The 24,442-nt window shown below is 42.8% G+C and carries 17 protein-coding genes; 3 read left to right on the top strand and 14 right to left on the bottom strand.

Annotation, left to right across the window (positions count from 1 at the left end; genetic code table 11):
- Positions 1–227 precede the first annotated feature (227 nt).
- The 4 genes from ACFGVS_RS20725 to ACFGVS_RS20710 all read right to left on the bottom strand — a co-directional run bounded on the left by ACFGVS_RS20725 (position 228) and on the right by ACFGVS_RS20710 (position 7,719).
- Entirely contained in the window at positions 228–1,205 is a 978-nt protein-coding gene (locus ACFGVS_RS20725; protein ID WP_439695431.1) for a discoidin domain-containing protein, read from the bottom strand.
- Between the two features lie 29 nt (positions 1,206–1,234).
- A complete protein-coding gene (locus tag ACFGVS_RS20720; RefSeq protein ID WP_439695430.1) occupies positions 1,235–3,025 on the bottom strand; it encodes a RagB/SusD family nutrient uptake outer membrane protein in 1,791 nt (596 codons plus the stop codon).
- A 26-nt stretch (positions 3,026–3,051) separates the two neighbouring features.
- On the bottom strand, positions 3,052–6,366 hold the full coding sequence (locus tag ACFGVS_RS20715) for a TonB-dependent receptor (protein WP_439695429.1): 3,315 nt from the start codon (positions 6,364–6,366) through the stop codon (positions 3,052–3,054).
- Positions 6,367–6,576: 210 nt separating this feature from the next.
- Positions 6,577–7,719 carry a FecR family protein gene (locus ACFGVS_RS20710; protein ID WP_274210895.1) on the bottom strand — a complete coding sequence of 381 codons (1,143 nt, stop codon included), beginning with the start codon at positions 7,717–7,719 and terminating at the stop codon, positions 6,577–6,579.
- Positions 7,720–7,835: 116 nt separating this feature from the next.
- Between ACFGVS_RS20710 and ACFGVS_RS20705 the strand changes: the two genes are divergently transcribed.
- Complete coding sequence (locus ACFGVS_RS20705; protein WP_439695428.1) at positions 7,836–8,414, top strand: sigma-70 family RNA polymerase sigma factor; 579 nt, start codon at positions 7,836–7,838, stop codon at positions 8,412–8,414.
- A 178-nt stretch (positions 8,415–8,592) separates the two neighbouring features.
- Here ACFGVS_RS20705 and ACFGVS_RS20700 read toward each other — a convergent pair whose 3' ends face one another.
- The 5 genes from ACFGVS_RS20700 to ACFGVS_RS20680 form a co-directional block, all read right to left on the bottom strand.
- Complete coding sequence (locus tag ACFGVS_RS20700) at positions 8,593–10,719, bottom strand: GH92 family glycosyl hydrolase (RefSeq protein ID WP_439695427.1); 2,127 nt, start codon at positions 10,717–10,719, stop codon at positions 8,593–8,595.
- A gap of 784 nt (positions 10,720–11,503) precedes the next feature.
- On the bottom strand, positions 11,504–12,664 hold the full coding sequence (locus ACFGVS_RS20695; RefSeq protein ID WP_439695308.1) for an IS4 family transposase: 1,161 nt from the start codon (positions 12,662–12,664) through the stop codon (positions 11,504–11,506).
- Positions 12,665–12,829: 165 nt separating this feature from the next.
- Complete coding sequence (locus ACFGVS_RS20690) at positions 12,830–13,798, bottom strand: ABC transporter permease (protein ID WP_439695426.1); 969 nt, start codon at positions 13,796–13,798, stop codon at positions 12,830–12,832.
- The gene (locus tag ACFGVS_RS20685; protein WP_439695425.1) at positions 13,779–14,759 is read right to left on the bottom strand and encodes an ABC transporter ATP-binding protein; all 981 of its coding nucleotides are present in this window, start codon (positions 14,757–14,759) and stop codon (positions 13,779–13,781) included. The genes ACFGVS_RS20690 and ACFGVS_RS20685 overlap by 20 nt, the downstream gene beginning before the upstream one ends.
- A 23-nt stretch (positions 14,760–14,782) precedes the next feature.
- Complete coding sequence (locus ACFGVS_RS20680) at positions 14,783–15,640, bottom strand: COG1470 family protein (RefSeq protein WP_439695424.1); 858 nt, start codon at positions 15,638–15,640, stop codon at positions 14,783–14,785.
- A 208-nt stretch (positions 15,641–15,848) separates the two neighbouring features.
- Between ACFGVS_RS20680 and ACFGVS_RS20675 the strand changes: the two genes are divergently transcribed.
- Both ACFGVS_RS20675 and ACFGVS_RS20670 read left to right on the top strand, forming a co-directional pair.
- Entirely contained in the window at positions 15,849–16,568 is a 720-nt protein-coding gene (locus ACFGVS_RS20675; RefSeq protein WP_439695423.1) for a beta-galactosidase trimerization domain-containing protein, read from the top strand.
- Between the two features lie 394 nt (positions 16,569–16,962).
- On the top strand, positions 16,963–17,412 hold the full coding sequence (locus ACFGVS_RS20670) for a DoxX family protein (protein ID WP_439695422.1): 450 nt from the start codon (positions 16,963–16,965) through the stop codon (positions 17,410–17,412).
- A 295-nt stretch (positions 17,413–17,707) separates the two neighbouring features.
- Here the strand turns inward: ACFGVS_RS20670 and ACFGVS_RS20665 are convergent, their stop codons facing one another.
- The 5 genes from ACFGVS_RS20665 to ACFGVS_RS20645 all read right to left on the bottom strand — a co-directional run bounded on the left by ACFGVS_RS20665 (position 17,708) and on the right by ACFGVS_RS20645 (position 24,398).
- Entirely contained in the window at positions 17,708–17,902 is a 195-nt protein-coding gene (locus ACFGVS_RS20665) for a helix-turn-helix domain-containing protein (RefSeq protein ID WP_439695421.1), read from the bottom strand.
- Between the two features lie 21 nt (positions 17,903–17,923).
- Positions 17,924–18,247: a hypothetical protein gene (locus tag ACFGVS_RS20660; protein WP_439695420.1), complete on the bottom strand. Its 324-nt coding sequence runs from the start codon at positions 18,245–18,247 to the stop codon at positions 17,924–17,926.
- Between the two features lie 237 nt (positions 18,248–18,484).
- Positions 18,485–18,868 carry a hypothetical protein gene (locus ACFGVS_RS20655; RefSeq protein ID WP_439695419.1) on the bottom strand — a complete coding sequence of 128 codons (384 nt, stop codon included), beginning with the start codon at positions 18,866–18,868 and terminating at the stop codon, positions 18,485–18,487.
- A 33-nt stretch (positions 18,869–18,901) separates the two neighbouring features.
- Entirely contained in the window at positions 18,902–20,035 is a 1,134-nt protein-coding gene (locus ACFGVS_RS20650; protein WP_439695418.1) for an efflux RND transporter periplasmic adaptor subunit, read from the bottom strand.
- A 10-nt stretch (positions 20,036–20,045) separates the two neighbouring features.
- Positions 20,046–24,398 carry a CusA/CzcA family heavy metal efflux RND transporter gene (locus tag ACFGVS_RS20645; RefSeq protein ID WP_439695417.1) on the bottom strand — a complete coding sequence of 1,451 codons (4,353 nt, stop codon included), beginning with the start codon at positions 24,396–24,398 and terminating at the stop codon, positions 20,046–20,048.
- Positions 24,399–24,442 lie beyond the last annotated feature (44 nt).

The raw sequence follows: 24,442 nt of genomic DNA, 5'->3' as shown, positions 1-24,442 counted from the left end.
ACAGAAATCATTGCGACGAAAAATAATGGCAACAGCACAGCGCTACCTGGGTTTCCCAGGTAAAAAACATATTTTTGATGTGGCGTTGTGCGTAAATTAAATTCCTGTTAACAAGCGCCAACCCTGGCATTTTTTGTTGTGGGCAGAAATGGGCTTTGTTACTAAACTTAAAACGGTAAACCCTATAGGTGGGCTATTTATTTTCCACCTATAGGGTTTCATTTTTTTTAAAAGGCATTTAACTCCGCTATCTGGGTGTAAGATGCATTATAGGAAGAATTAACGGACACTTTAAAGTAACGGGCGTTTTTGAATCCGTTAGGCAAAAATTGCTTTTGCAGGTCCTTATTATTCAACAGATTAAATGTACCTGCGTCAACCCAGGCAACATTATCCAGGCTTACCTGTATATTAACCTCGTTGGGCTTACCGCCGCCATCGCCCTGCCTGCCTACAAATGACAGGCCGTGCAGCGTTTTAACCTCTTTCATATCAATAACCAAAAAATGGGGCGGCCCGGGCGATCCTCCCGACCACTGCGTGTGCCAAAAAGTGCCTGTATTGCCATCGAGCGCAAAAATTGCCCGGCCATTATTAGGTCCTTCGCCATTAGCTTCCTGCGAAGAAAAGCCAATGATGGCCCAGTTGGCGCGGTCATAGTTGGGGTAATCGTTAAAATCGGGCTGGGCTTTCAGGATGTAATAGGTAGTACGCAGGGCCTCATTTACTTTTACAGTGGTATTGGTAATACTTACAGGTAAAATATAAGTTTTTAACGCATCCATTGCTCCCGCCCCACTGGTTTTTACGCTGATAGTTAGAGGAGTGGTTGTAACCATACCTTTAGGGATAATGGCAGATGTTGCAGATAGCGTGTAGCTATCGGCGGGTAACAGCGGGTAGTGTGTATTATTAACCATGTTAAAAGTATCTGCTTTGGTTTGTATTACCGCAAAACCAACGGGGATATCGCTGCCCGGGAAATCCTGCCCTCCAAAACCTGCGCCATAAATAAGCGCCTGGGCCGTATCTGTTATTTTAAAGGTTTTAACTACCGGGCCATTTACCGCTTCGGGCATATATACACGGCTATAGCTTGCTACCGGCTGACTTGGCAATACTACATTATCCTTACAGCTCATTAAAAACATGCATTGTACAATACATGCCAGGCCAATGAATTTTAATATTTTTTTAGTTGTCATAACTTTTGTATTAAAAAATTAATGCGTTATTACCATCCGGGGTTTTGAACAATAAGCTTTGATCGGTCCATATCATATTGGCTTATCGGGAACCAATACGAAGCCGGTGCCCTGAAAAGATGTTTGCTGACAACTGTACGTTTATAAAAGTCGTCGCCATCTTTGTTCATGTTCATACCATGCATATCGCCCATAACCTGCGGTGCTATTTTCCAACGGCGGATATCAAACCAGCGCAACGCTTCAAAGGCCAGTTCAACACGGCGCTCCTGCCAGATGCGGGCGCGCATATCTGCCTGGCTTGGAGGCAAAGGCAAGGATGCTGTGCCATATTGCGGTACCCCTGCTCTTTCCCTAATCAGGTTTAGGTATTTAACAATATCAGGGCTGCCGGGGCTAACTTCATTTAATGCCTCGGCATAGTTAAGGTAAACCTCGCCAAGCCTAAAGAGCGCCAGCGGACGCGCCTGTTGGGCGCCGTTACCACCAGAACCCGAATTGGTTTGGGTGCCTACATTTTTGCGTACCAGGTACCCCGTTTTTGTAAAATCAGTTGGGTGACCGTTTTTGCTGTTTGGCCCACTCACAAAAAAGCTGATTGGCGACGCCGATTGCATATTGCCACCCTGAAAAACGCTGTTATTATAGGTTACCGAAGCATAAAAACGGGGTTCGCGGTTCACATACATATTATAAATTTGTACGCCGTTAACCGTAGTATAGCCTGTTTCTGAATACAACGACGATTCCTGGATAGTTTTGCCATCGCTCATAAAATAGGCATCTACCTGCTCCTGCGTTACACCTATACCATCCCAGCCTCCGGCTTGCCTTGGCATGCAATGCGTATCCCAATTGGGCAGGCTATTGGCTTTCCGGTTAAATATTTGCTCCGAGTTCCACTGTTGTAAAAACACACCCTGGTATGATTTTACAGGGTTACCGCCAGGATCTTTATATAACTGATATAACCCCAGGTCAATAACCGCTTTAGCGGCATCAGCCGCCTTTTTCCATTTTTGCACATCATAGCTTTGGTTAATAAATGGCTTGCCATCCGCAGTTTTAAATGAGGCATAATCTGTATTGCCGTTGTATAAGGGGCTGGCCGCGTATAATAACAGCCTTGCTTTTACGGCCAATGCCATACCAACCGTAGCACGCCCATATTGAACATCGCTTGCCTGCCCGTTATTTGAAGGTACAAGTGGCAGCACCGAAGCCGCTTTATCCAATTCGCTGCTTACATAATTTACACAATCATCATATGTACTACGGGGTAGCTGCATATCTGCGGCGCTGGCATCGGCAGGGATTTCCTTTTCGCCCACCAGTACTACCGGGCCATACTGGCGCATCAACAGAAAGTAGTAATAGGCACGTAAAAATCGTGCTTCGGCTTTATACTGATCAATCAGTTGCTGTCCGTTCAGGGCCAGGATCTCGGCATTACCATCAATATGGTTAAGGAAATATGTAGCCGCCCTAATACCGCTGTAATAATAACCCCACCTGTCAAATATGGCGTTACTGGCGCCAATGTTACCAATATTGAGATCGTAAATAATATATTTTGACCATGTTACGTCAATTTCATCGGCATTGCCCATCCAGGGGTTTTGTGTCCACTGTTCTGATTGATCGTCTACATAGCTGTATATATTAGCCAGGTACTGCTCTGATGGTCCCTTTTTTTGAAACACTTGCTCGATGGTAACACGATCATTGGGCACCTGATCAAGATATTTTTTACAGCCACTGCTAAAAAGCAATACAACCGTTAACATTACAGCACTGTATTTTATGATAGTATTTTTCATAATTATTTATAATTGAATGATCACGATTATTTAAATGTGCATTTAATGCCCAGGTTATATGTTTTCAGCAAAGGATATTGTGCCCCCCTGCCGTCACCCAACTCTACATCCCAAAGCTTAAATCCACTTACAGTGAGCAAATTGTAGCCTATAAAATATAGGCTTAGGTTTGACATGCCCGTATGGCGCAGCCATTGTGAGCGGGCAAAATCGTAGCTTAACTGTAAGGTTTGCAGGCGCATAAAGGCGCCATTTTTTACCCACCAGGTACTATTTGCATAGTTCATATTATCGTTACCATAAGTAAGGCGTGGATAAAAAGGTCGCGGGTTAGTGCTGCCAGGTGTCCATCGGTCGGTGATTTGGGTAAGCAGGTTACCACGTTCGCCGCCCTGGCTAAACGGCTGCAGGCCGTCGCCATTTAGCGAAACATCTACATTACTGATACCTTTAAACCAGCCGGCAATAGCAAAGCCTTTATAACTAATGGTTGGCCCAAAACCATAAACAATTTCAGGAATGCTGCCGTAACCTATCGGGCCCTGATCAAAATTATCTATCTTACCATCGCCGTTAAGGTCTTTATATTTAATATCACCTGCTTTGTTTGTTCCGGTTTGATAAGGGCTATTGGCTACGTCGGCATCGCTTTGAAAAAGACCAAGGTCGGTATATCCAAAACGCTGGCCCAGTTTACGACCTATCCGCTGCTGCCAGGGGTATGGCCAGGGTGCGTTGGCATCATTTATTACCTTTGCCCTGTTCCATGTAAAATTGCCCCGGAAACCTAATTGCCAGTCGGTATTTATCCGCTTATTAATGTCGAGCGTGGCGTCGATACCTCGATTATGTACTTCGCCAAGATTGGCATAAGGCAAAGTTCTGATACCGGTATAGGTTGGCACATCGCCGCGCTGGCGAAAAATACCTGTGCGGTTTTCCTGGAAAACATCGGCAGTTAAAGAAACGGCATTATCCAATGTTTTAAGTTCAATGCCAAAATTTTGTTTTTTTGCCTTTTCCCAGGTCACACTTACTGCGTAATCGCCAATGTCAAGCCCGCCGATGTTTTGGTCTGTACCATTTTGACCGTAGGAGTAACCACCGTTACCGCCTCCTACTGTCGAGATGTAGGCAAAGCGTCGGCCGCCAATGTTACTATTACCCACCACACCATATGAATACCTGAGTTTCAAAAACTGAAAGGTACCAGCCAGCGGCTTAAAAAAAGACTCCTCTGATATTACCCAACCAAGGCCAAATGAAGGAAAAAATCCAAACCTGTGGTCGGGTGCAAAAGTTTCAGAACCATTGTAGCCAAAATTTGCTTCGGCCAGGTACTTATTATTGTAAGCGTAGGTTACACGCCCTGCAAGCCCCATATAACGATATGGTATCGAACTAATAAAATCGTTTGCAAAGGCATCCTCTTTATCCGATTGATTGTATAGTATCAGCCCCGAAACGGCATGTTTGCCAAATGTGTTGGTGTAATTAATTGCAGCCTCTGTATAAAACTGGCGCGTACCACCATTGCTCCTGGAATAACCAAGAAAACTTGTGCCGACAGATGTTTTATCGAGCAATAGCTTTCCATTGGCATCACGCCCGGTAGCCAGGTAGCCATCAACGGTTTTTGTACGGCTGATGATGTGCGTGTTGTAATTATCAAAAGAATACATAGCCGTAGCCGAGAGGCCCTTAAGGATAGTGCCTAAATCCTGGGTTACCCTGATATTGCTCCACAACTGACTCCTGAATTCGTTTACATACCCACTTTGAGTAAGCAGGTTATAAGGATTGAGCACATCGCCGGTTCGGATTTGCGAATGCAAACCGTTTGAATATACCGGTGGAATTACTATTGGCGGCATAATATAGGCCGAACTCCAGATGGCATCAACAGAACTGCCGGGGTAATTACCATTGCTTATCCATCCCGAAGCGCCAAAATCTACTTTGGTTGATTTAGTTACATTCAATGTAAGGTTTGATGTAAAGTTATACCTGTCAAACTTAATGGCCGAGTTATAGTTGGCCAGCTGATCTGTTTTGTACAAGCCGTTTTCGTTGTAATAACCAACAGACAGATAATACTGCGCGTTTTCGGATCCTCCGTTGGCATTAACCCTGGCCCGACGGTTTTGGCCCGTTTTGTTAAACAAAATTTTAAACCAATCCACATTGGGATAAAGGTCGGGGTCGGTACCGTCGGCTGTCTTCTGGATACGATCGGCAGAATATTTAGGCAGGGCATCACCGGGGTTACTGCTTTTGTAAGCTTCGTTGGCCATTTGCATATAGGTAACGCCATCGGCAAACGAAGGTATTTTTGTAAATTCGGTAATTCCCTGGTCATATTGGGCATTTATGGTTGGTTTGCCTACTTTACCTTTTTTGGTTTGTATAAGGATAACACCGTTTGCGCCACGTACGCCGTATACAGCCGTTGCCGATGCATCCTTAAGGATGCTGAAACTGCCAATGTCTTCAGGATCTACGTTAGACAGTTCCCGCTCAACACCATCAACCAACACCAGGGGGCTGCTGCTTGTGAATGTAGATATGCCCCTGATGTAGATTTCGGCATTATCATATCCTGGCTGGCCGCTACGCTGCACACCTATAACCCCGGCAACGCGGCCGGCAATCAAATCGGATAGATTAGCAACAGGCTGCTTCAATTCTTCGGCCTTTATGGTGCTTATTGCACCAATCAGGCTTACTTTTTTTTGCTGTCCGTACCCTACCACTACTACATCGTTAAGGCCGGTTGACGTTTCTTTAAGGGTTACATTAATTTGTTTGGCATTATTAACAGGAACCTCCTGCGTGGCGTAACCTATAAATGTAAAAACAAGTGTGCCGCTTCCATCAGGCAGCCTAATAGTATAGGTACCATCTCCACGGGTTGAGGTAACCGTCGTACCGTCTTTCAGCTTTACAGTTACGCCTGGCAGCGCTAAACCTTTTTCATCAACAACCTTGCCGGTAACAGTTATGGGTAACACTTGGCTGCCGGCGCCCTGAGCGGGCATTTCGCCACTTGCTTTTCTTTTAACTACAATCATATTTTGAACAATCTCATAGCTTAAAGCCTGCTGCGAAAAGCATTGATCAAGCACTTTTATAAGCGGCTGATTTACGACGATTAAGCTAACAGGCCTGGCCTCTTTAAGCATCTGATTGTCGTACACAAACTCCACCCCGCTTTGGCGGTGCAGTTGTTTAAACACAGCCAGCAGAGAAGCATCCTTCACTTTCAGACTTATGTTTTGCGAATAGGTAGCGGCGCTTACCTGAAGCAATGCCGTTACCAATAAAACAAAGGAGAGTTTCATTATCAGCAAAAATTTTAATAGGATACGGGAATCCCTTTTGCACGGGAATGCAATCGAAAATTTATACATTTGGTTAAGGTTAGTAATTAATTGGTTGTAAGAAATAATCAGTTATTGATCCTTAATGCCGAAAGGTGTTTTGACCGGGAGTACTTCCACCTACTCCTGGTCTCTTTTTTTTAAGGATCGTTATGAAGCTTTATGTAATGGTTAATCCATAACGACTACCCTCCTTCCTTCCATTTTGAAATGAACAGATCCGGTTGCCTCAAGAGCCTTTAGCACCGCATCAATATTTTTATAGCGCGAAATAGTACCGCCAAAGTTATTTTGGCTTGTTTTATTCTTAAAAACTACATCTACGTTGTACCAGCGGCCTATTTTCATCATAATGCTTTGAATGTTTTCATTGTCAAATACAAAAAAACCATCTTTCCAGGCTACTATATCGTCGGTATTAACCTGCATCACCTCAAAACCGCGGCTATGATAATTGTATACCCCTTGCTGGCCGGGGACCAGGTTTTGGCTTCCGGCAGATGAATGCAACTTAACCCTGCCCTGTAACAAAGTTGTTTTTACATCGACATCCTCCGGATAACCCGTCACGTTAAAATGAGTACCTAAAACCTGTACATCCATGCCGTTAACCGATACCTTAAATGGCATCGCCTTGTTTTTTTCAACTTCAAAATAAGCTTCGCCAACGAGCGTAACCCGGCGTTCTTTACCGGCAAATGCCACGGGATATTTTAAAGATGAGGCCGAATTTAGCCACACTTTTGTACCATCAGACAGCACCGTTTGAAATACCCCTCCGCGAGGTATGGTGAGTGAATTGCTATCGGTATTTTTATGTATTTTTTCGCTATTATTTGCATAATACGTTAAAACACTGTCGTTTATTTTCTTAATAATAACTCCCGACACTCCCGCTATCTGGCCATTTTTGGCATCATGCAGCACAATAGACTTTCCATTGGCAAGAGTAAGATAAGCCTGGTTTTTACCCGGGCGAATGATGATAGCAATTTGATTTGGTGCTTTATCTTTTGTTAAATAATGAAATGAAAAAACACCGGTAATTATGGCAAAAAACACGGATGCGGCATACCATATCCAAGGTTGAAATATCAGCTTCTTTGTTGTCTGGTGATAGTCAATATCTGTGCTGGCTTTGATTTTTGACATAATCATTTCCTTTATCCGCCGCTCATCGCCAAGGGCGTTTTCCCATTCATTGTCCATGAGTTTTATTTCAGAATAGTAGCTTTCCAATTGCCTGATTTCTTCTTCAGAGCATTGGCCCGAAAGGAACTTTTTGTACAGTGAAATGAAATCCTGCTTCGACATTTTTTGGTTTATATAACTATAGTACGTTATTCGGCAAAAAACTCACACACATTATTTTTTTATTTTTTATTGTAGGTTTTTTAACATTTTATTCTTATTTTTAAGATACCAATATAATGCTAAATACTTCAGAAACAGATATTAATCTATGGGATTCCGTACGAAAGGACGATAAGTTGGCATTCAATATATTATTTGATCGTTACTGGATAAGCTTGTATAAAACAGCTCATTATTATCTGGAAGACCAAGAAGTTTGTGCCGAGGCTGTTAACGATGTTTTTGTAAGCATCTGGAACCGCAGAAAAGAACTTGAGATTATTTCATTCTTTAATTTCATGCAAACTTCGGTGCGTTTTCAGATCTATAAACGCCGCAAAGCGGTAAAGCTTGAAATAGTTTTTAAAGATAATCTGACCACTGATAATTTCAGCCATACCAACGACGGCGAAATGAGGATCAGGCAAAAAGAAATTGACAACGAGTTAAGTCTGTATCTTGATAAACTTCCTAAAAGATGCCAGGAAATTTTCGAGTTAAGCAGATTTGAACACCTATCAAACCAGGAGATAGCCGGACGGCTCAACATTTCCAAGCGTTCGGTGGAAAATCAATTGGCACTGGCATTGAAACATTTAAGGATGTGTTTTAAACATACCGTCCTTCTTTTGTTTATTCTCAAAAACTTATTTTAAAATATTATAACTCCCAATAATATAAACAAGAAACCCAATTATTTTCACTTACTTTTCAGATGTAAAAATGTAAGTCACGTCATCGCTCTAAAAATACTATGCGTTGTCAAAATTGAATAAACCACAGTTTTAAATAAGAAACATTTTATTAATTGATAATTTCGGTTATCAAATGCCGTCAACGGGTGGTTATTACCAGTTGGCCACCTTGTTTCAGCTCATTGTCGGTTATAAAATAATCTTCAATTTTATGAGTTGCGTAATTAAGGCTGCCAATCTTTTTACCTGTATTCTTTTTCAAAATGGTAAACGTTTTATTGTTATCCAGCTTAAGTTCTACTTTATCAAAAAGAGGAACAGAGACGATATATTTGGGATCGGCAGGTGAAAACGGATAAAAACCCATAGCATTAAACACATACCAGGACGACATTTCACCCGCGTCATCCATACCGGCATAGGCTAATTTCTGTTTCCCCATATCATAAAAATGGTTCATGATGCTATCCAGCAATACCTGCGATTTTTCCTGTTTACCAACAAAATAGTACAGGAACGGGTAACTATGATCGGGCTGGTTACCCTGGCAATATTGCCCAATGAAACCCGAAATGTTGTAAACCTCATACCCTTTCCATGGAAGGGAAAACAACGAATCCAGCTTTTTTTCGAAGGCATTATTGTTCTTATATAATCCGATAAGTCCTTTTACATCGTGCGGGGCAAAAAAAGACGATTGCCATGCATTGGCTTCGCGGTACATGTATTCATAATATGGGTAATAAGGATCAAAGTTTTTAACCCATTCACCATTGGCCAGCCTACCCCTCATGAACCCTGTTGAGGCATCAAATACGTTTTTGTAATTGCCTGTGCGTTTCATTAACATGCGGAAACTACCGGTATCTTTCAATTCTTTTGCCAGCAAAGCGACGGCGTAATCATCATAAGCGTATTCAAGTGTTTTAGTGACCGCAGCTTTGGTTACAGTTTCGGTAACCGGCCGGGGTACATCAAGTTCGGCTATATAGCCCTTGGTGTTGTATTCATCAACATACTTCCTGGTACCTTCAACAGTGGCATTTTTTAACATCATGGTGTACGCTGTTTTCACATCAAAACCTCTTATGCCCCTTAGGTACGAACCCGTTATAAACACAGATGCATGGTCGCCATGAAAAAATGTTGGCATAAAGCCGCTTTTTGCCCCTTTATCGATCAGTGATTGAATAACATCGGCCGTTACTTTGGGCGAGAGCAGGCCTAACAAGATAAGTTTGTTGCGATAATCGTCCCATAACGAGGGTTCTGTGTAGTAATTGAAGCCCTTGTTTACTACGTTGCCGCCTTGATCGGTAAAATCGCCATTAATATCGCTGCGTAAGGCCGACCATAAAAATGAGCGGTATAAACACGAATAAAACAGCCCCTTTTGACGTTCGGTACCGCCTGTAACCGTAATTTTTGAGAGTAGCTTATTCCAGGTTTCAGCGGCATCCGCCCTTACCTGGTCAAAGCTTTTACCCGGCATTTCCTTCTCCAGGTTCTCCTTTGCATTTTTCAAGCTTACAAACGAAAACCCGATCCGGATTTCAAGCGGTTTATTTTCGTTAAAAAAATTTACAACGGGCACTATTTTAGCATCTTTTCTTAACGAGTCGATCTTTTTAATCTTATGATTAGTAACAGCGTAGAAGTACATCTTTTCGCCGCATTGCTGGAAACCTGTAAACGCATTGCTACCATCCTGACTTATACTCCAGCTCCGTACCCTTTCATTGGCCATGGCCAGGTCGGCAATTAACTTTTTGCTTTCGCCATGTTTAAAAGTATATTTATGGAATGCACAACGCAGGGTTGAGGTTAATTCGGCATTAATGCCATAACGATTTAAATAAACCTGGTAATAACCGGGATGGGCCGATTCATTTTTATGATCATAGGATGATTTATAATCGTCGGCTGCTATAACACCTGTAGCCGGCAGCAAAGGTATGTTACATAAATTCCAGTGACCTTTGCTGGTATGGGCAAACCCATATATCACCGTATCCTCATATTGATAGCCTGAGCCACTGTGAAACTGCGTAACCGGAGTTAACTGCACCATGGCATTGGGAAGCGATGATCCGGGAAACACTTCGGCCCCCCAAACACGATGTGTAGGTGTAAAGCCCGCATCCTTAGCATCCCACAAAGTAGCAGTACCCAACAACGGGTTTACATATTTAACAGGCGACTGTTGTGCAAGGGTAACACATACCGAACACAAAGTTAAAATGATAAAAAGGATAAGTTTCCTCATAGTTTATTACATGCGTTATTTTCTGGCAGGTTAAAAATGGTCTAATCAATTTCTTTTGGTTAAACGGGCAAAGTAAGCCAAATATGATAAGAACGTATCATAGCTGGCCCGGTTTTAAATACTGCTATACGCTTTAAAATATTTTTGCTCAATATGCTGGCAGCCATATATTAGTTATGTTATTTGTCTGCTGTGTAATACAAATGAACCCATAATAGTTTCCAAAACAGTTGCAAAATCATACATTTTTATTGACATCGTGTACATTTATATCCAAACGGTGGATGCTGATAAAACTTCTGGCAGATTAGTGCTTATAAAAATGATATTTAAGTTTGTAAATTCAAATACCTGGCTGTTGCAAATGAGAAAAGTATCCTGACGTTTACATTTATAGATATACAACTTACCGGCATAAATGCTGCTGACAAGGGTATTCGTATTGTTATTCCTATCCGCAAAACAAATACTTTTTTGTTCCTCCACAACTTTTCCACTTAATCCCGAATAATCCGGGTTGCTTTGGAGGGGCTTAAAACCAAAAAAGCCTCTAAATCATATGATTTAAAGGCTTTTGAACATTTTTTAAATGCTTTTGGCGGAATGGACGGGATTTTAGGTTGACCACGTGCTTCTATATGCCTTATTGTGAAGTTTTTATAAGATCAATTATCGCCTTTGTTACCCGAAAAGTTACCCTACAACTTTGGTTCTATTTTGACGATTCTTGGAAAGAACGTATTTCCTGATTCAAAATTAGTACTGATGCGTTAAGTTTTTAATGTTAAAATAAGTCATATTGTTCTTTGACATTTTGAATGATTTGATCTTCTGTTAATAACTCTTTCAAAGGAGTTTTATCAAAAGCAGATATCCCCAGAACTTGCATGATCTCGTAAATAGAAAGGGTGCTTTTCAGAGTATGCTTCACACTGGCTACGATTAGGTAAGTACAAATAGCAACCCAAACGTGAATATTCACTGCGTTTTCTGATTGCCCCCACAGAGATTTAATGGTCAGGTTCTGTTTTATCCACTTGAAAAAAGTCTCTATTTGCCACCTGTTACGGTACAGCCTTGCAATTTCCAGGGCGGATACTTCGAAGTTGTTAGTTAGGAACACCAGTTCGGTATCTTTCTCACCATCGTAATATTCCACCAACCTTAGCTGTTCTGGATAAAGTTTTTTAGACTTTGGCCCGTTCAGCACGACAGTTTTGTCCCCTGTGAGCCCTGAGTTCGGATCAATGTTGAAATTTCGCTCAACAATCGCGCAATCCATGACGCTCTTTGCCCTTGTGATAAAGGATGCACCGCAGTTGTGGATATTGTACAAAGCCTTAAAGTCAACATACGCTTTGTCCATTATATATATTGCCCCTGGAACTGGAGTTATTGTATCAAGCGCGTTGCTGTCGTGGTATTTACCATCGGTGATCAGGATAAAAGCAGGTATGTTCCCTCTTAAGTCCAGTAGTGTATGTATCTTGATAGCGCCACGCGAGTACTTGCCAGGAGCCCAAACGAATAGCTTCAGACTCAAAGAAACCGTTGTGGAGTCAAGGGCAAACACTTCATTGCCAATATCCACATTGGCAATTGGTTCATTGGAATACATCGGCCTTACCTTTTCAATCAGGTATTTGCCGAAGTCTTCGAATATCCGGCAATCCCGGTTTTCGTTTGCGCGCGATAACGTGGATTGGTTCACATAATCCCTAATTCCGAGGTGGTACAGTTTGTTCTTGTGCGCTTTTAGGCAAACACAGATATCACGGAGCGAGTTTCGGGAGGTCAATTGACCGAAAAACAGTTGGATGAACTGGTTCCAACAATTGAAATTCCTTGTCCGGAAATCCCCATTATACTTAGAAACGCATTTCTCAAACTCATACCTATCAACCAAATGCAAAAGTTGAGCAAAAACATACTTCCCTGAATTCATAGCCTTTAAAAAAGGCCTAAACTAAAGGTCAAATCAAATCAAAAAATCAAATAACAACTATATTATATTTATATTCAGCTATTTACAACGGTTTATAAAAACTTAACGCATCACCAATATTTCAAAATTAAGATTTTTTTTCGTTAATACGTAGCTGATCTCTCATCAGCTACGTATCTCACGCCGCATAAAAAAGTAATAAGCAAGTGCAAAACAGCCTGCTGTTGATGCGATTAAACCGCTTACTTGCGGCCATACGATCATGACGCTTTCCTTAAAAGGCAAGGGGGCTGGTATAGCGCCCGCCATTTGCTCCATAGTTACAGGGCCAAGGCTGCGAACCGACGGCATCAGTAGTGTCGTAACTGCATCTGAGTAAAGCTGATTCGGGGCGATGCGTTGCAGATTCAAAATAAGATCGTTATAACTAATGATTTCGGCATGGGTGAGATAAGCCGGATCAGGTAAGAAGGACTTGACAATAAGATTAATGACAATCTGGTAAAATATGGTAAAGAACAACCAGGTTCCGATGGCCGTAAGTGCGGAAGTTGCGGCTTGCTTAAACAAGATGGAAAGCATGATAGATAAGCTCAACCAAAAAGCCACATAAGCAATAGTGATCCCAATAAACCCTAGTATTCGCAGCAATTCCTGCGGCTCCATACGTACACCGGTCAGTACTAATCCGCCGCCTATCATCAGCAGAGCCAATGCAAAAAACAAACCGCTGACGATCACCAGGGCGCTCACAAATTTGGCCAGCAATAAATTATCCCGGTAGATGGGCTGCGCCATCAGGCGGGTTAAGGTACCACTGTTCTGCTCGGAATTAACCGCGTCAAACCCTAAACTGATGCCCAGCAACGGTGCCAGAAAACTCAGGAACACATGAAATGGCGGGATGGAATTATCGGTTGTGGTTAACAACTTCAGATATATAAAAAGATGATCCGGATCTTTTGAATTTCCTATTGCTGATTTAATATTCGCCAGCGATACGTACATCGCGGCGATAAAAGTAAGAACAATAAGCGCAATCAGTATACTGAAGCGCCGGCTGCGTATATGATCTCCTATTTCCTTGTGAACCATAACGCCGAAAGGCCCCGGATCAGGAGATTGACTTTTCATAGCTTGTTTTTTTAGTACTATTTGATTCAAAATATTTCTGGTAGATATCGTCGAGTCCATAATTTTTTCGATTGACACCAATCACATCGAAGCTTTTCTCAACCAGGAAGCGGACCAATGCGGCCGTTATGTCGCGCCTGCTGGTAAATTCCAGTTCATTTTCGTGAATACTAATCTGGGTAATAGCATCCCATGACTGGAGTTCCGGTTCCAGCTGCCAGGGTTGCGGAACGGGTTGTGCTATCCTGATAGAAGTGACATGGCTATCGGTGCCGAATAGTTGGGCGGACAGTGCACCGATATCTCCCTGAGCAAGCAACTTGCCATTCACAAAAATCCCGACCCGGTCGCACACTTGCTGAACGTGATGTAAATGATGTGATGAGAGCAAAACAGTAAGCCCATGCTGCCGGCTCAGTTGTTTGATCAGCGCCAGGAAATCTCTAACCCCCGTTGGGTCGATGCCAAGTGTCGGCTCATCCAGGATGATGACCTCAGGGTTCTTGATCAGCACATCGGCCAGGCCCAGTCGCTGTTTCATTCCGCGCGAGAAAGCCGAAGTCTTTTTATGTTGGTCTGCGGCTAGCCCAACAATTTCCAACACTTCGGCCGAGCGTTTTTTTAGTTCGTTCTCGGGTACAACGTTTAGCCTGCCAATATACATCAGGTTTTCCAGTGCGGTCATGTTATCATAAAAACCAACACTATCAGGCATATAACCCACTTTTCGCTTCACCTGTATCGGACTGTTGGTCGCGTTATGCCCGCAAACAAAAGCGGTACCGCTCGACGGGTCGGTAAGCCCGAGCATCGTCAATATGGTCGTGGTTTTGCCGGCTCCGTTAGGCCCCAGCAATCCGAAGATCTCGCCCTTGTCTATATCAAGGTTTAAACCATCTACCGCTTTAATAGCGCCATACTGTTTGGTTAAACCCTTTAATTGTATAATAGGATCTTTCATTGGTAAAAAATGGAATGGCTGGTTTATCTTCTGCCATATTTACGAATGAGGTAATAAACGACGCCAATAGCTAAAAGGATGACCAAAACGCCGATCCAGCCGGAAAGCAACGATGTTTTGACCAGTAGCCGGAAGGCGATCTGCGAGTTGGTATTGCTGTTTGTCGCTGTAAAATTAGCGGCATAATCCCCGGCGATAGTTTTGTCCGGTACTTTTACCGTCGCCTTTACATCGATGGTTTTCCCGGCTTCCAGCTGTTTAATGCTGGCAGGTTCAAAAGTAGATTCCCAGCCGGTAGGCAGCTGAGCGGTAACCTGCAAATCATTTAAAGGCAATGTACCCGAATTTTTGACGGTCAGCTGCAACTCTTTTTGGCTGCCCGAGGTTACTTCGTCGCTTAATTTTCCGGTAGGTGTGCTTAGTGCCAGGCTGTAGGAGCCTTTAACTACGGCTTCCAGGTTCAGCGATAGGGTATCGGAACCGGATACGGCTTTGATCGGAACCTTGTATTTTTTCGGGGAGGCGGTAGCTGTGGCATTGATCTCGATGGCGACGTCCTGTGTTTTGCCTGCGTCCATGTTTATGGAAGTAACCTGGCTACCGTCCACTTTATAAGCGATAGCCCAGCCAATGGGAAGATCGGTTTTGAGTTCGTAAATCCTGGAACTGCCCGAACCGTTATGCAGCGTCGTGCTGTAACGAAAGGTTTCGTTGGTTGCAGCTTCGATGTTCATCAGTTTGGCAGTAAACCCTGATTTGCCCGCCGGCCAGGTGACCGGCTGCTGTTGCGCTTCTGATGCGAAGGCGGATGCCAGAAATAATAAAAGAAAAGCAAAGCTGCGCGCTGCGCTCAAACGGGGGATAGTGAATTTGGATAACATAATCTACAACTAAAATAGTTAATGATAGCTTCAAAAAATGCCTTTTCGATATTGGTTTAATGTTAAAAATTGACGGCTCAAAGAAAAAAAGCAGTCGAAAATTTTCAAAAGGCTTTAACACTTTTTAACAAATTGATATGGTAGTTAATAACAGAGGGGGTGCACTGAAAACTGATTTATTTTTTCCTTTCCAGTATAATTGTACAATATGAATATTGGAGTAGACTTTATAGATCCTTCCAGCAGAGACATCGATAAATATAAATTGATTCTCGTTCCTGCACTTTATTCGTCACCCGACACTATACTTAGGCATCTGAATCAATATGTAAAAAATGGCGGACATATAATTTATACTTTCAAAAGCGGCTTTTCTGACGAACACAACAAAGTGAGAACTGTTTCTCAACCAGGTATCATCAGCGAAGCCTGCGGAATTAAATATTCTGAGTTTACTAAACCAGAAGACGTCGGTCTTAAAGGTAAATTATTGCCAGACAGCATTAAAAATTCAGCCGAAGAGTGGATGGAGCTAGTAACACCGGTTTCTGCATCAGTATTATTGCAATACGACCATCCAATCTGGGGTAAATATGCTGCAATTACAGAGAATAAATACGGCAAAGGAACCGCTTTATATGTTGCTTGTGGAATAACTAAAATCGTTAAAGAAAAACTTTTAGAGAAGGCTGTAAAAGATGCCGGCCTCTGGAATGTCGATCAGGAAATTAAATTTCCACTGATAACAAAATCAGGTATTAACGGTCTAAGGAAAAAAGTCCACTATTACTTAAACTATTCAGCAGAGCTGAAGGAATTTGTTTATCCATATGCCGCTGGCAAGGAACTGCTTACATCGGAAAGTGTTAGCCCGAAAAGCAGACTTAAGTTATCGCCCTGGGGATTTGTCATTATTGAGGAAAACTAATGTGAATGACACAATTTAAGATACAGATCTGTCTAATAAGCAATTACAAGAATGTGGTTATTGCAGCTAATTTATTGGGGGTAAAGGGAATGAATCATGCTGGCAGATCTGTATGCTTCATGTTTAAAGCCCCTTTCTTTTGCTACTTTTCTTTCGGGCGACTGAAAGCTTGCCCCGGAATCAGGTGGTCTGGTTCATCAGAATCTCCACCCTAACTGTTACCCTATAACACTGGTTCTATTTTAGCGATTTTGGGAAAGAACTTGCTAAGACAAATGTAAATATTTAGGATAGAAAATAAAAATTTTTCGTATTTAGCAATCCTCTTACCAGCATAACAATATATAACAATTTACCTTCTCATACGTTAATAAGTTAACCAAATTATAAACATATGAAAACGCTCATGCAAATTAAGATTTGGGGCGATCATCATCATCCTAAGTGGATCGATTTCTTGCGAATTGCCCTCGGAATAGTACTCGTCTGGAAAGGAGTCGCCTTTATATTAAACCTCGATATTTTGGATCAGTACCTTCGTGAAACAGGTATTGCTGACAAGTTAGGTTTGTCAATTTCCATTACATTTTTGGCGCACTTAATCATCATCATGCACCTGATCGGCGGATTGTGTATTGCCTTGGGTTTCCGGACGCGCTTGTTTTGTCTTTTTAACCTCCCTGCTCTTCTTGGAGCCGTAATTTTGGTTAATTTGCGGCAGAATATATTTAAGCCATACTCTGAATTCTGGCTGTCATTGCCTGTGTTACTCGCGATCATCTGCTTTTTAGTCATTGGTAATGGCGTTATTGCTGTTGATGACCAGGAAGGAGAAATGATATAAGCAGGCGTTGCGAGTTTACCTAACGTTACCCCGTAGGTTCAATATTTATTTAGGAAGGGTCAACTTCTCCTAAATTTTCGGATAGATACCTGCTGACCACATTAGGGCTACTGACACTGGTTGAAACACATAGGTTAATGATTTTTCCGTTTTGACAAATGCTCAAGCTTTTCCCTGGCACTGAGCAATACAGACTCGTCATAACCGCTGTCGTCAAACATTTCCGCCAGTTGGAAACTGTAATATTCCTTTTTTAAGGTCGGGTAATCTATATAAAGAGCCTTAGAAACCGACTTTAATTTGTGAAGCTTAATGTTGGTTTACCACACTCGATCCGGCTTAAATGCCCCCTGTCCATCCTTATCTTTCTGGCAAAGTTTTCCTGGGTAATGTGCAGTTCCTCCCGGCGCTTTTTAATAAAAGCACCAAAATGGGAATAAACAGGAAGTGGTTTATCCTCTTTTATCTCATTTACTGAAGGAATATGCATTTGAATGTAACTATCTGCTATTTAGGGTTTAGGCATTGAAATACATTTTCCAAAAAAATTCAGAAATTCAGTCATCATTTGTGTAAACCAACTTTCATCAATATTATAGGTGATATGTCCTTTGCTCCCATCCATCTTTAAAACTCCCAGCGATCTCAATTCGGCAAGACGTTTGGTAATAGTTTCCCTCGCAAAATCTTCACCATAAAGATCCTCCCGGCTTATGGTGAAGCCATTTTCAATGATCAGTCTGACGATTTGTATTCTTACTGGTAAGGCCAGTGCCCTGGCAAAAGCGGAAAAACTATTGTCTTTTTGGTTGATATTTACGCTTCTATGGCTCATTCAAAAATTAAACAGGAGGCACTTCAAATGAATTGAAGTGCCTGTTAAACCATTATTAAATTGAATTACTTCTCCCACCATGCTTTATAAAAGGTACTTTCAGTACCGCCCTGCACCTGAAGCTCTGCTTTATAATTAACGGCATTGATAGTTTGCACAATACGGAAAGCTAAGTACCCAAAAATCAATTTTCGGTACTTAGCATATACGGTAGATAAATTGTCATCCGGATTTAGTTTAACGAAGAGGGAGCAGTATCTGATAATTACTTTCGTCCCGGTAACGCTTTCTTACCACAATATCGGTGTCTCCCCGTACAGTTTTATGGGCAGAGTTCAAAAAACCGGATGCAGTAAAGTGATATGCCCCGGGCGGTAATTGGCTAAAAGTCGTACTTCCGCCAATAGCGGAAAGCTGCATCCCGTGATATCTGATGTTTCCTAAGCTATCTTTTACAGGAATCCCGGCATAGTAATAAACGGGGATGTCTGGTACAGCTTGTTGTTTGTATTGTAACGTGATATTGACATTCCCATTATATACGACAGCCTTTTCGCAGGAAGAAAATATGATGATGGTGACCATTAAGATGACCAATTTTGTCGCGATATTAGTTTTCATATTTGGCATGCTCTAACTTAAAGTCTATTTGATTTATTCTGCCTTGTTTTTCATCATCATTAATAGCGAATATGCGCCTTTGATTACGAAAACAGCATTCGAGGTCATATCCTTTGTGGGCGACAGGATTTCTGTAAAACCGTTTTCACTCTCGCCTATATTAACGGCCGTCATTTCAAACCGCCGGTTTCCGATTACTTTATAGATATACTGTTTGCCTTCAAACTGAACAATTGCTTCGTTGACTATGGCATAAGCCTGTGTATTTTTGACTTGTACTTCTGCGTTCATATAAGTACCCGGGACCAGCGTTTTATCATAGGTTTCAAAATGGCAATGTACGTCGGCGTTCCTATCGGCAGAAAGGTCGCGGCCAATCAGTAATATCTCGGCTTCGTGTTTTTTTGCCGGCTCATTGTTGGTAAAGGCCACCAGTTTTTGACCGATGTATAATTTATCCAGGTCCTTCTCGTACACTTTAAGGGCCAGGTGGATATCTGTCGGGTTAACCAACTCAAACAGCACCTCGGTAGGTGATACGTACTTGCCGATGTTGACATTTACTTTTGATACAAAGCCATTGATAGGCGAATAGATATTTACGCTCCTCGATATTTTCAACGCGCTCATATTCCGAACGTTGATGCCAATAAGTTGCAGTTTTTCGGCAAGCGAGCTGATCAGCACCTGTTGGCTACGGTATTCGGCCTCGGCCTGCTGAAATACCTTATCACTGCTGGCTTTACTCTGGTTAAGGTCTTTTTGGCGGTTATATTCATTTTCCAGGTATCCGATTCTTGCCCTGGCTGTCAGGTAATCCTGCTGTAACTGGATGTATTGCTGATCTTCCATCATGGCGATGACTTCACCTTTACTTACATGCATACCGGGTAAAAGTTTGGTAGATTTTAAATAACCGCCCAATGGTACACTGATAGAAACCATATTTTGCGGTGGAACATCAATTTTTCCGTTGAGTTTTAAAACGGATGATATTGCCTTTAACTCAATTTTTCCGGTAGCTATCGCAGCATTTTTTTGCTGTGCATCTGTAACGGTTACGATGTTGGGATTAACTGCATCGCCTGTATTGTCTGAAGCCGTTTTTTTGTCGCCGCAGGCTGATAACAGGACGACAAGGGCTGATAAATATATGATGGATTTCATGATCTGAATTTTAGTTGTTAGAAAAATAGTTAAGTTGTATGGCCGCTTCATTGAGGTTGCGTACAGCCTCCAGGTAATCATTTTTGATCGTGGTAGCCTGGTTAACCAGCTGTGCCCATTCCAGGTAATTGATATTACCGGCTGCTATTTGCTGGTTGGCCGTATTGGCTATCAATTCAGCATTTTTTAAGGGTTTGCTTTCAAAATAGGATACTGTTTGCAGGTATTTTTTATATTGGAGATCTGCCGCCCGGTAACCTGATGTTATGTTTTGTACCTCTAATGCAAGATTACTCTCGGCTATCTGTTTATTCACCCGCGCACTGTTGATCCGGGCTTTTTGTGCATTGGCGAAAATGGGGATACCAATTCCCACCTGCACCGAATTAAACCGGTTTGAACCATTATACAACTTATTATCGGCACCGATACCTTTGATGCTGGTGTTGTTATATCCGATGGTAATATCCGGTAAAAGCCTGCTTTTTTCCACTCGTATTGCCGCATCCGCAATTTGCTGTTGCTGCGCTATTAATTTCACTGCCGGGTGTTCCTTTAAATTGAGGCTATCATTGACAGCAAAAAGACTTAATTTATGACTGGCTCCGGCTGTTGTAAATACAGTGGTAGAATTCAGCAACAGCTGCAATTGCAATTGCAATATGGCTTCATCTTCTTTCAACTGATTCAATTGCATTTGTACCTGCCCCAGCAAGGTTTCGGCGCTGGTTTTCTCCAGTATATTGGTTTCTCCTTTAGCCAGCCGCAACTCAGCCGTTTTATAAAATCCCAGGTACAGGCTGTCGGTATGCTGTAGTAACCACTTTTTCTGTTCCATATAAACCAGGGCGTAGTATACCTGGCTCACTTGTTTTTTTAACAGCGCTTCATTGACAGCAACACTCAATACACTGTTTTTCCAATCGGCTTTTAAAAGTTCCTTTTGCCTGCTGTAGACAGTGGGAAAGTTAAAAGACTGTGATATACCAAACTTAGTGTCGGTATAATTGCTGTTGATCTGCCCAGTCTCGCCAAACAAGGTGGCCTGCGACATGTTGGCCGATGTGCCAATCAGCATTTGCTGGTATTTTACCTTTAGTTGCTCATGTTTCACCTGCAAATTATTTTTCAAAGCGGTATCAATAGCAGCTTTAAGTGTAATTGGTGTCTGTGCATTGGAGGCCTGGCTTAAAACGGTCAATAAGGCAATAGAAACCATGGCGGTTGTTGTTTTACCGAGCACTGTTTTGAACCCTTTCTCAAACATGATGTACAATACCGGCAATACAAACAAAGTGAGGAAAGTAGCGATTAATAAGCCCCCTATAACTACCGTGGCCAATGGCCTTTGCACTTCGGCCCCTGCGCCATTGCTGATAGCCATTGGGAAGAAACCCAACGAGGCTACAAACGCGGTCATGAGTACCGGCCTTAGCCTTACCTTGGTACCCATTAAAACAATACGTTTCAAATCGGTCATACCTTCTTTTTTTAGTTGATTAAACTCAGAGATCAATACAATGCCGTTTAGCACAGCCACGCCAAACAGAGCTATAAAACCCACCCCTGCACTGATGCTGAATGGCATGCCCCGTAATGCCAGGAACAGGATACCCCCGATGGCTGATAAAGGAATTGCAGAGTATATCAATAATCCGTGCTTGATGGAGTTAAAAGCAAAATAGAGCAGTAAGAAGATAAGCAGCAGTGAAACCGGCACCGCAATCATCAGGCGCTGTTTGGCAGCGTTCAGGTTTTCAAAGGCACCGCCATATGTTACATAATACCCCGCCGGGAATTTGAGTTGCTGATCTACCTTGGCTTGTAACTCGTTTACAATGGTTTGTACGTCCCTGCCCCGAACATTAAACCCCACTACAATACGGCGCTTGGCATCCTCCCGCTGTATCTGGTTGGGGCCATCCTTGATTTGCACATCGGCAAGTTGATACAAAGGGATATGCGTGCCTTGCGGTGTCGGGATCAGTAAATTCTGGATGTCCTTCAGGTCTTTTTTCTGCTCACCACTTATTCTCACCACTACCTCAAAACGCTTTTCACCTTCAAACAAGGTTCCGGTGCTTTGCCCGGCAAGCGCTGTATTAACCACCTTATTAATATCAGTGATATTGAGGTTGTATTGCGCTATGGCATTACGATTATAATTAATGATGATCTGCGGCATGCCGGCAACTGCCTCAACATACAGGTTTTTAGCACCGTCAACAGTACTGATTATCTTACCCAGTTTATTGGCGTAAGCTGCAAGGGTATCCAGGTCTTCGCCAAATATCTTGCAAACTACATCCTGGCGTGCGCCGGTCATCAGCTCATTAAAACGCATTTGTACCGGAAATTGGAAGCCCGCGGTAACACCCGGAACAGCCTGTAAGGCCTTGCCCATTTTTTCGGAAAGCTCATTAAAGGTTTTGGCTGATACCCACTCATCCTTAGGTTTCAGGATCACCATCATATCGCTGGCATCCATCGGCATCGGGTCTGTGGGCACCTCGCCACTGCCAATCTTGGTAACCACTTTTTCTACTTCAGGGAACTGTGTTTTTAAGATATGGGCTGCTTTTTGGGTGTTAGCGATGGTTGTATTCAGACTGCTGCCTGTCAATACGCGGGTATCAACGGCAAAATCGCCTTCTTCCAGCGCGGGGATAAACTCACCGCCCAGCGTAGTTAAAAGATAGGCTGAAAATATAAATAAGCCTACAACCGTGAACAATACCATTTTCGGAAAAGCAATGATATAGCTAAGGCCTGACTGATACGCTATTTCTGCCTTAGTCATCAGCCGGTCTGAAAAGTTCGGTTTATGCTTAATCTTTTTACTCAAGCAGACGGCACTCATCATGGGGATATAGGTAAGGGATAAAATAAAAGCACCTAATAAAGCAAATGCCACCGTTTGTGCCATGGGCTTAAACATTTTACCTTCAATGCCCTGCAAAGTGAAGATAGGCAGGTACACCACCAGGATAATGATCTGGCCAAATACGGCGCTGTTCATCATCTTACTGGCAGCGCTGTTTACCTCCTTGTCCATGTCTTCCTGGCCCAGGGTGCCAATGCCTTTAAATTGTTTACTATGGCTAAGTGTGTGCATAACCGCTTCCACAATAATTACGGCCCCGTCTACAATCAAACCAAAATCCAGTGCTCCCAGGCTCATCAGGTTACCGCTAACGCCAAAAAGGTTCATCATAATGATGGCAAACAGCATGGCCAGCGGGATCACAGAGGCGACAAGTAAACCTGCCCTGAAGTTGCCAAGGAATAATACCAGCACAAATACTACAATGAGCGCCCCCTCAAGCAGGTTGCGCTCCACTGTACCGATGGCATTATTCACCATTTTCGTTCGGTCCAGAAATGGCTCGATTACTACACCTTCGGGCATGGTTTTCTGGATCTGTACGATGCGCTCCTTGACATTTTTGATCACCTCGCTGCTGTTGGCGCCTTTCAGCATCATGACAACAGCACCGGCAACTTCACCTTCATCATTGTAGCACATGGCGCCAAAACGGGTGGCATAACCTATTTTAACATCAGCTACGTCTTTAATAAAAAGGGGCGATCCGCCGGTAGTGGTTTTAATCATCGTATTGTTGATATCTTCGATACTGCCGATCAGTCCCTGGCTGCGGATGTAGAGCACAGTGGGCCCTTTTTCGATATATGCTCCACCGGTATTCTGGTTATTATTTTCCAGTGCTTTAAATACATCGGTTATCGTGATATTATGCGAGAGCAGTTTATTGGGGTCAACCTCGATGGAGTATTGCTTTAGCTTACCGCCAAAGCTGCTCACCTCGGCAACGCCTTTAACGCCCAAAAGCTGGCGGCGGACAATCCAGTCCTGGATGGTGCGCAGGTCGGTTTCATTGTATTTTGCAGCATAACCCTTTTTAGGGCGCACTACGTATTGATAGATTTCGCCAAGCCCGGTGCTTACCGGGCCCAGCTCCGGCGTGCCGATACCGGATGGTATCTGGCTTTGCACTTTTTGCAAACGCTCGGCAACCTGTTGCCTTGCCCAGTAAACGTCTGTGGCATCATCAAATACAATGGTAACCAGCGAAAGGCCAAACCTGGAAAAGCTGCGGATCTCCTTGAGTCCGGAAATATTACTATTGGCCTGTTCTATCGGGTAAGTAACTAAACGTTCGATATCGGTGGCCCCGAATGATGGGGCTACGGTAATAACCTGTACCTGGTTGTTGGTAATATCAGGTACGGCATCAATGGGCAGCCTGGTAAACTGGTAACTGCCATAGCCAATCAGGGCAATCACAAAAAGCCCTATGATCAGTTTATTCCTCACGGAAAAAGCGATGATATGATTTAGCATAAAATAAGATCTTGAAAAATTAATAATTCAAAAAGTACTGCATA

Source organism: Mucilaginibacter sediminis, assembly GCF_051903035.1.
In the GTDB taxonomy this organism is placed as follows: Bacteria; Bacteroidota; Bacteroidia; order Sphingobacteriales; family Sphingobacteriaceae; genus Mucilaginibacter.
Note: the sequence above shows the minus strand (reverse complement) of the source record. Positions and strands in the feature narration are given on the sequence as shown.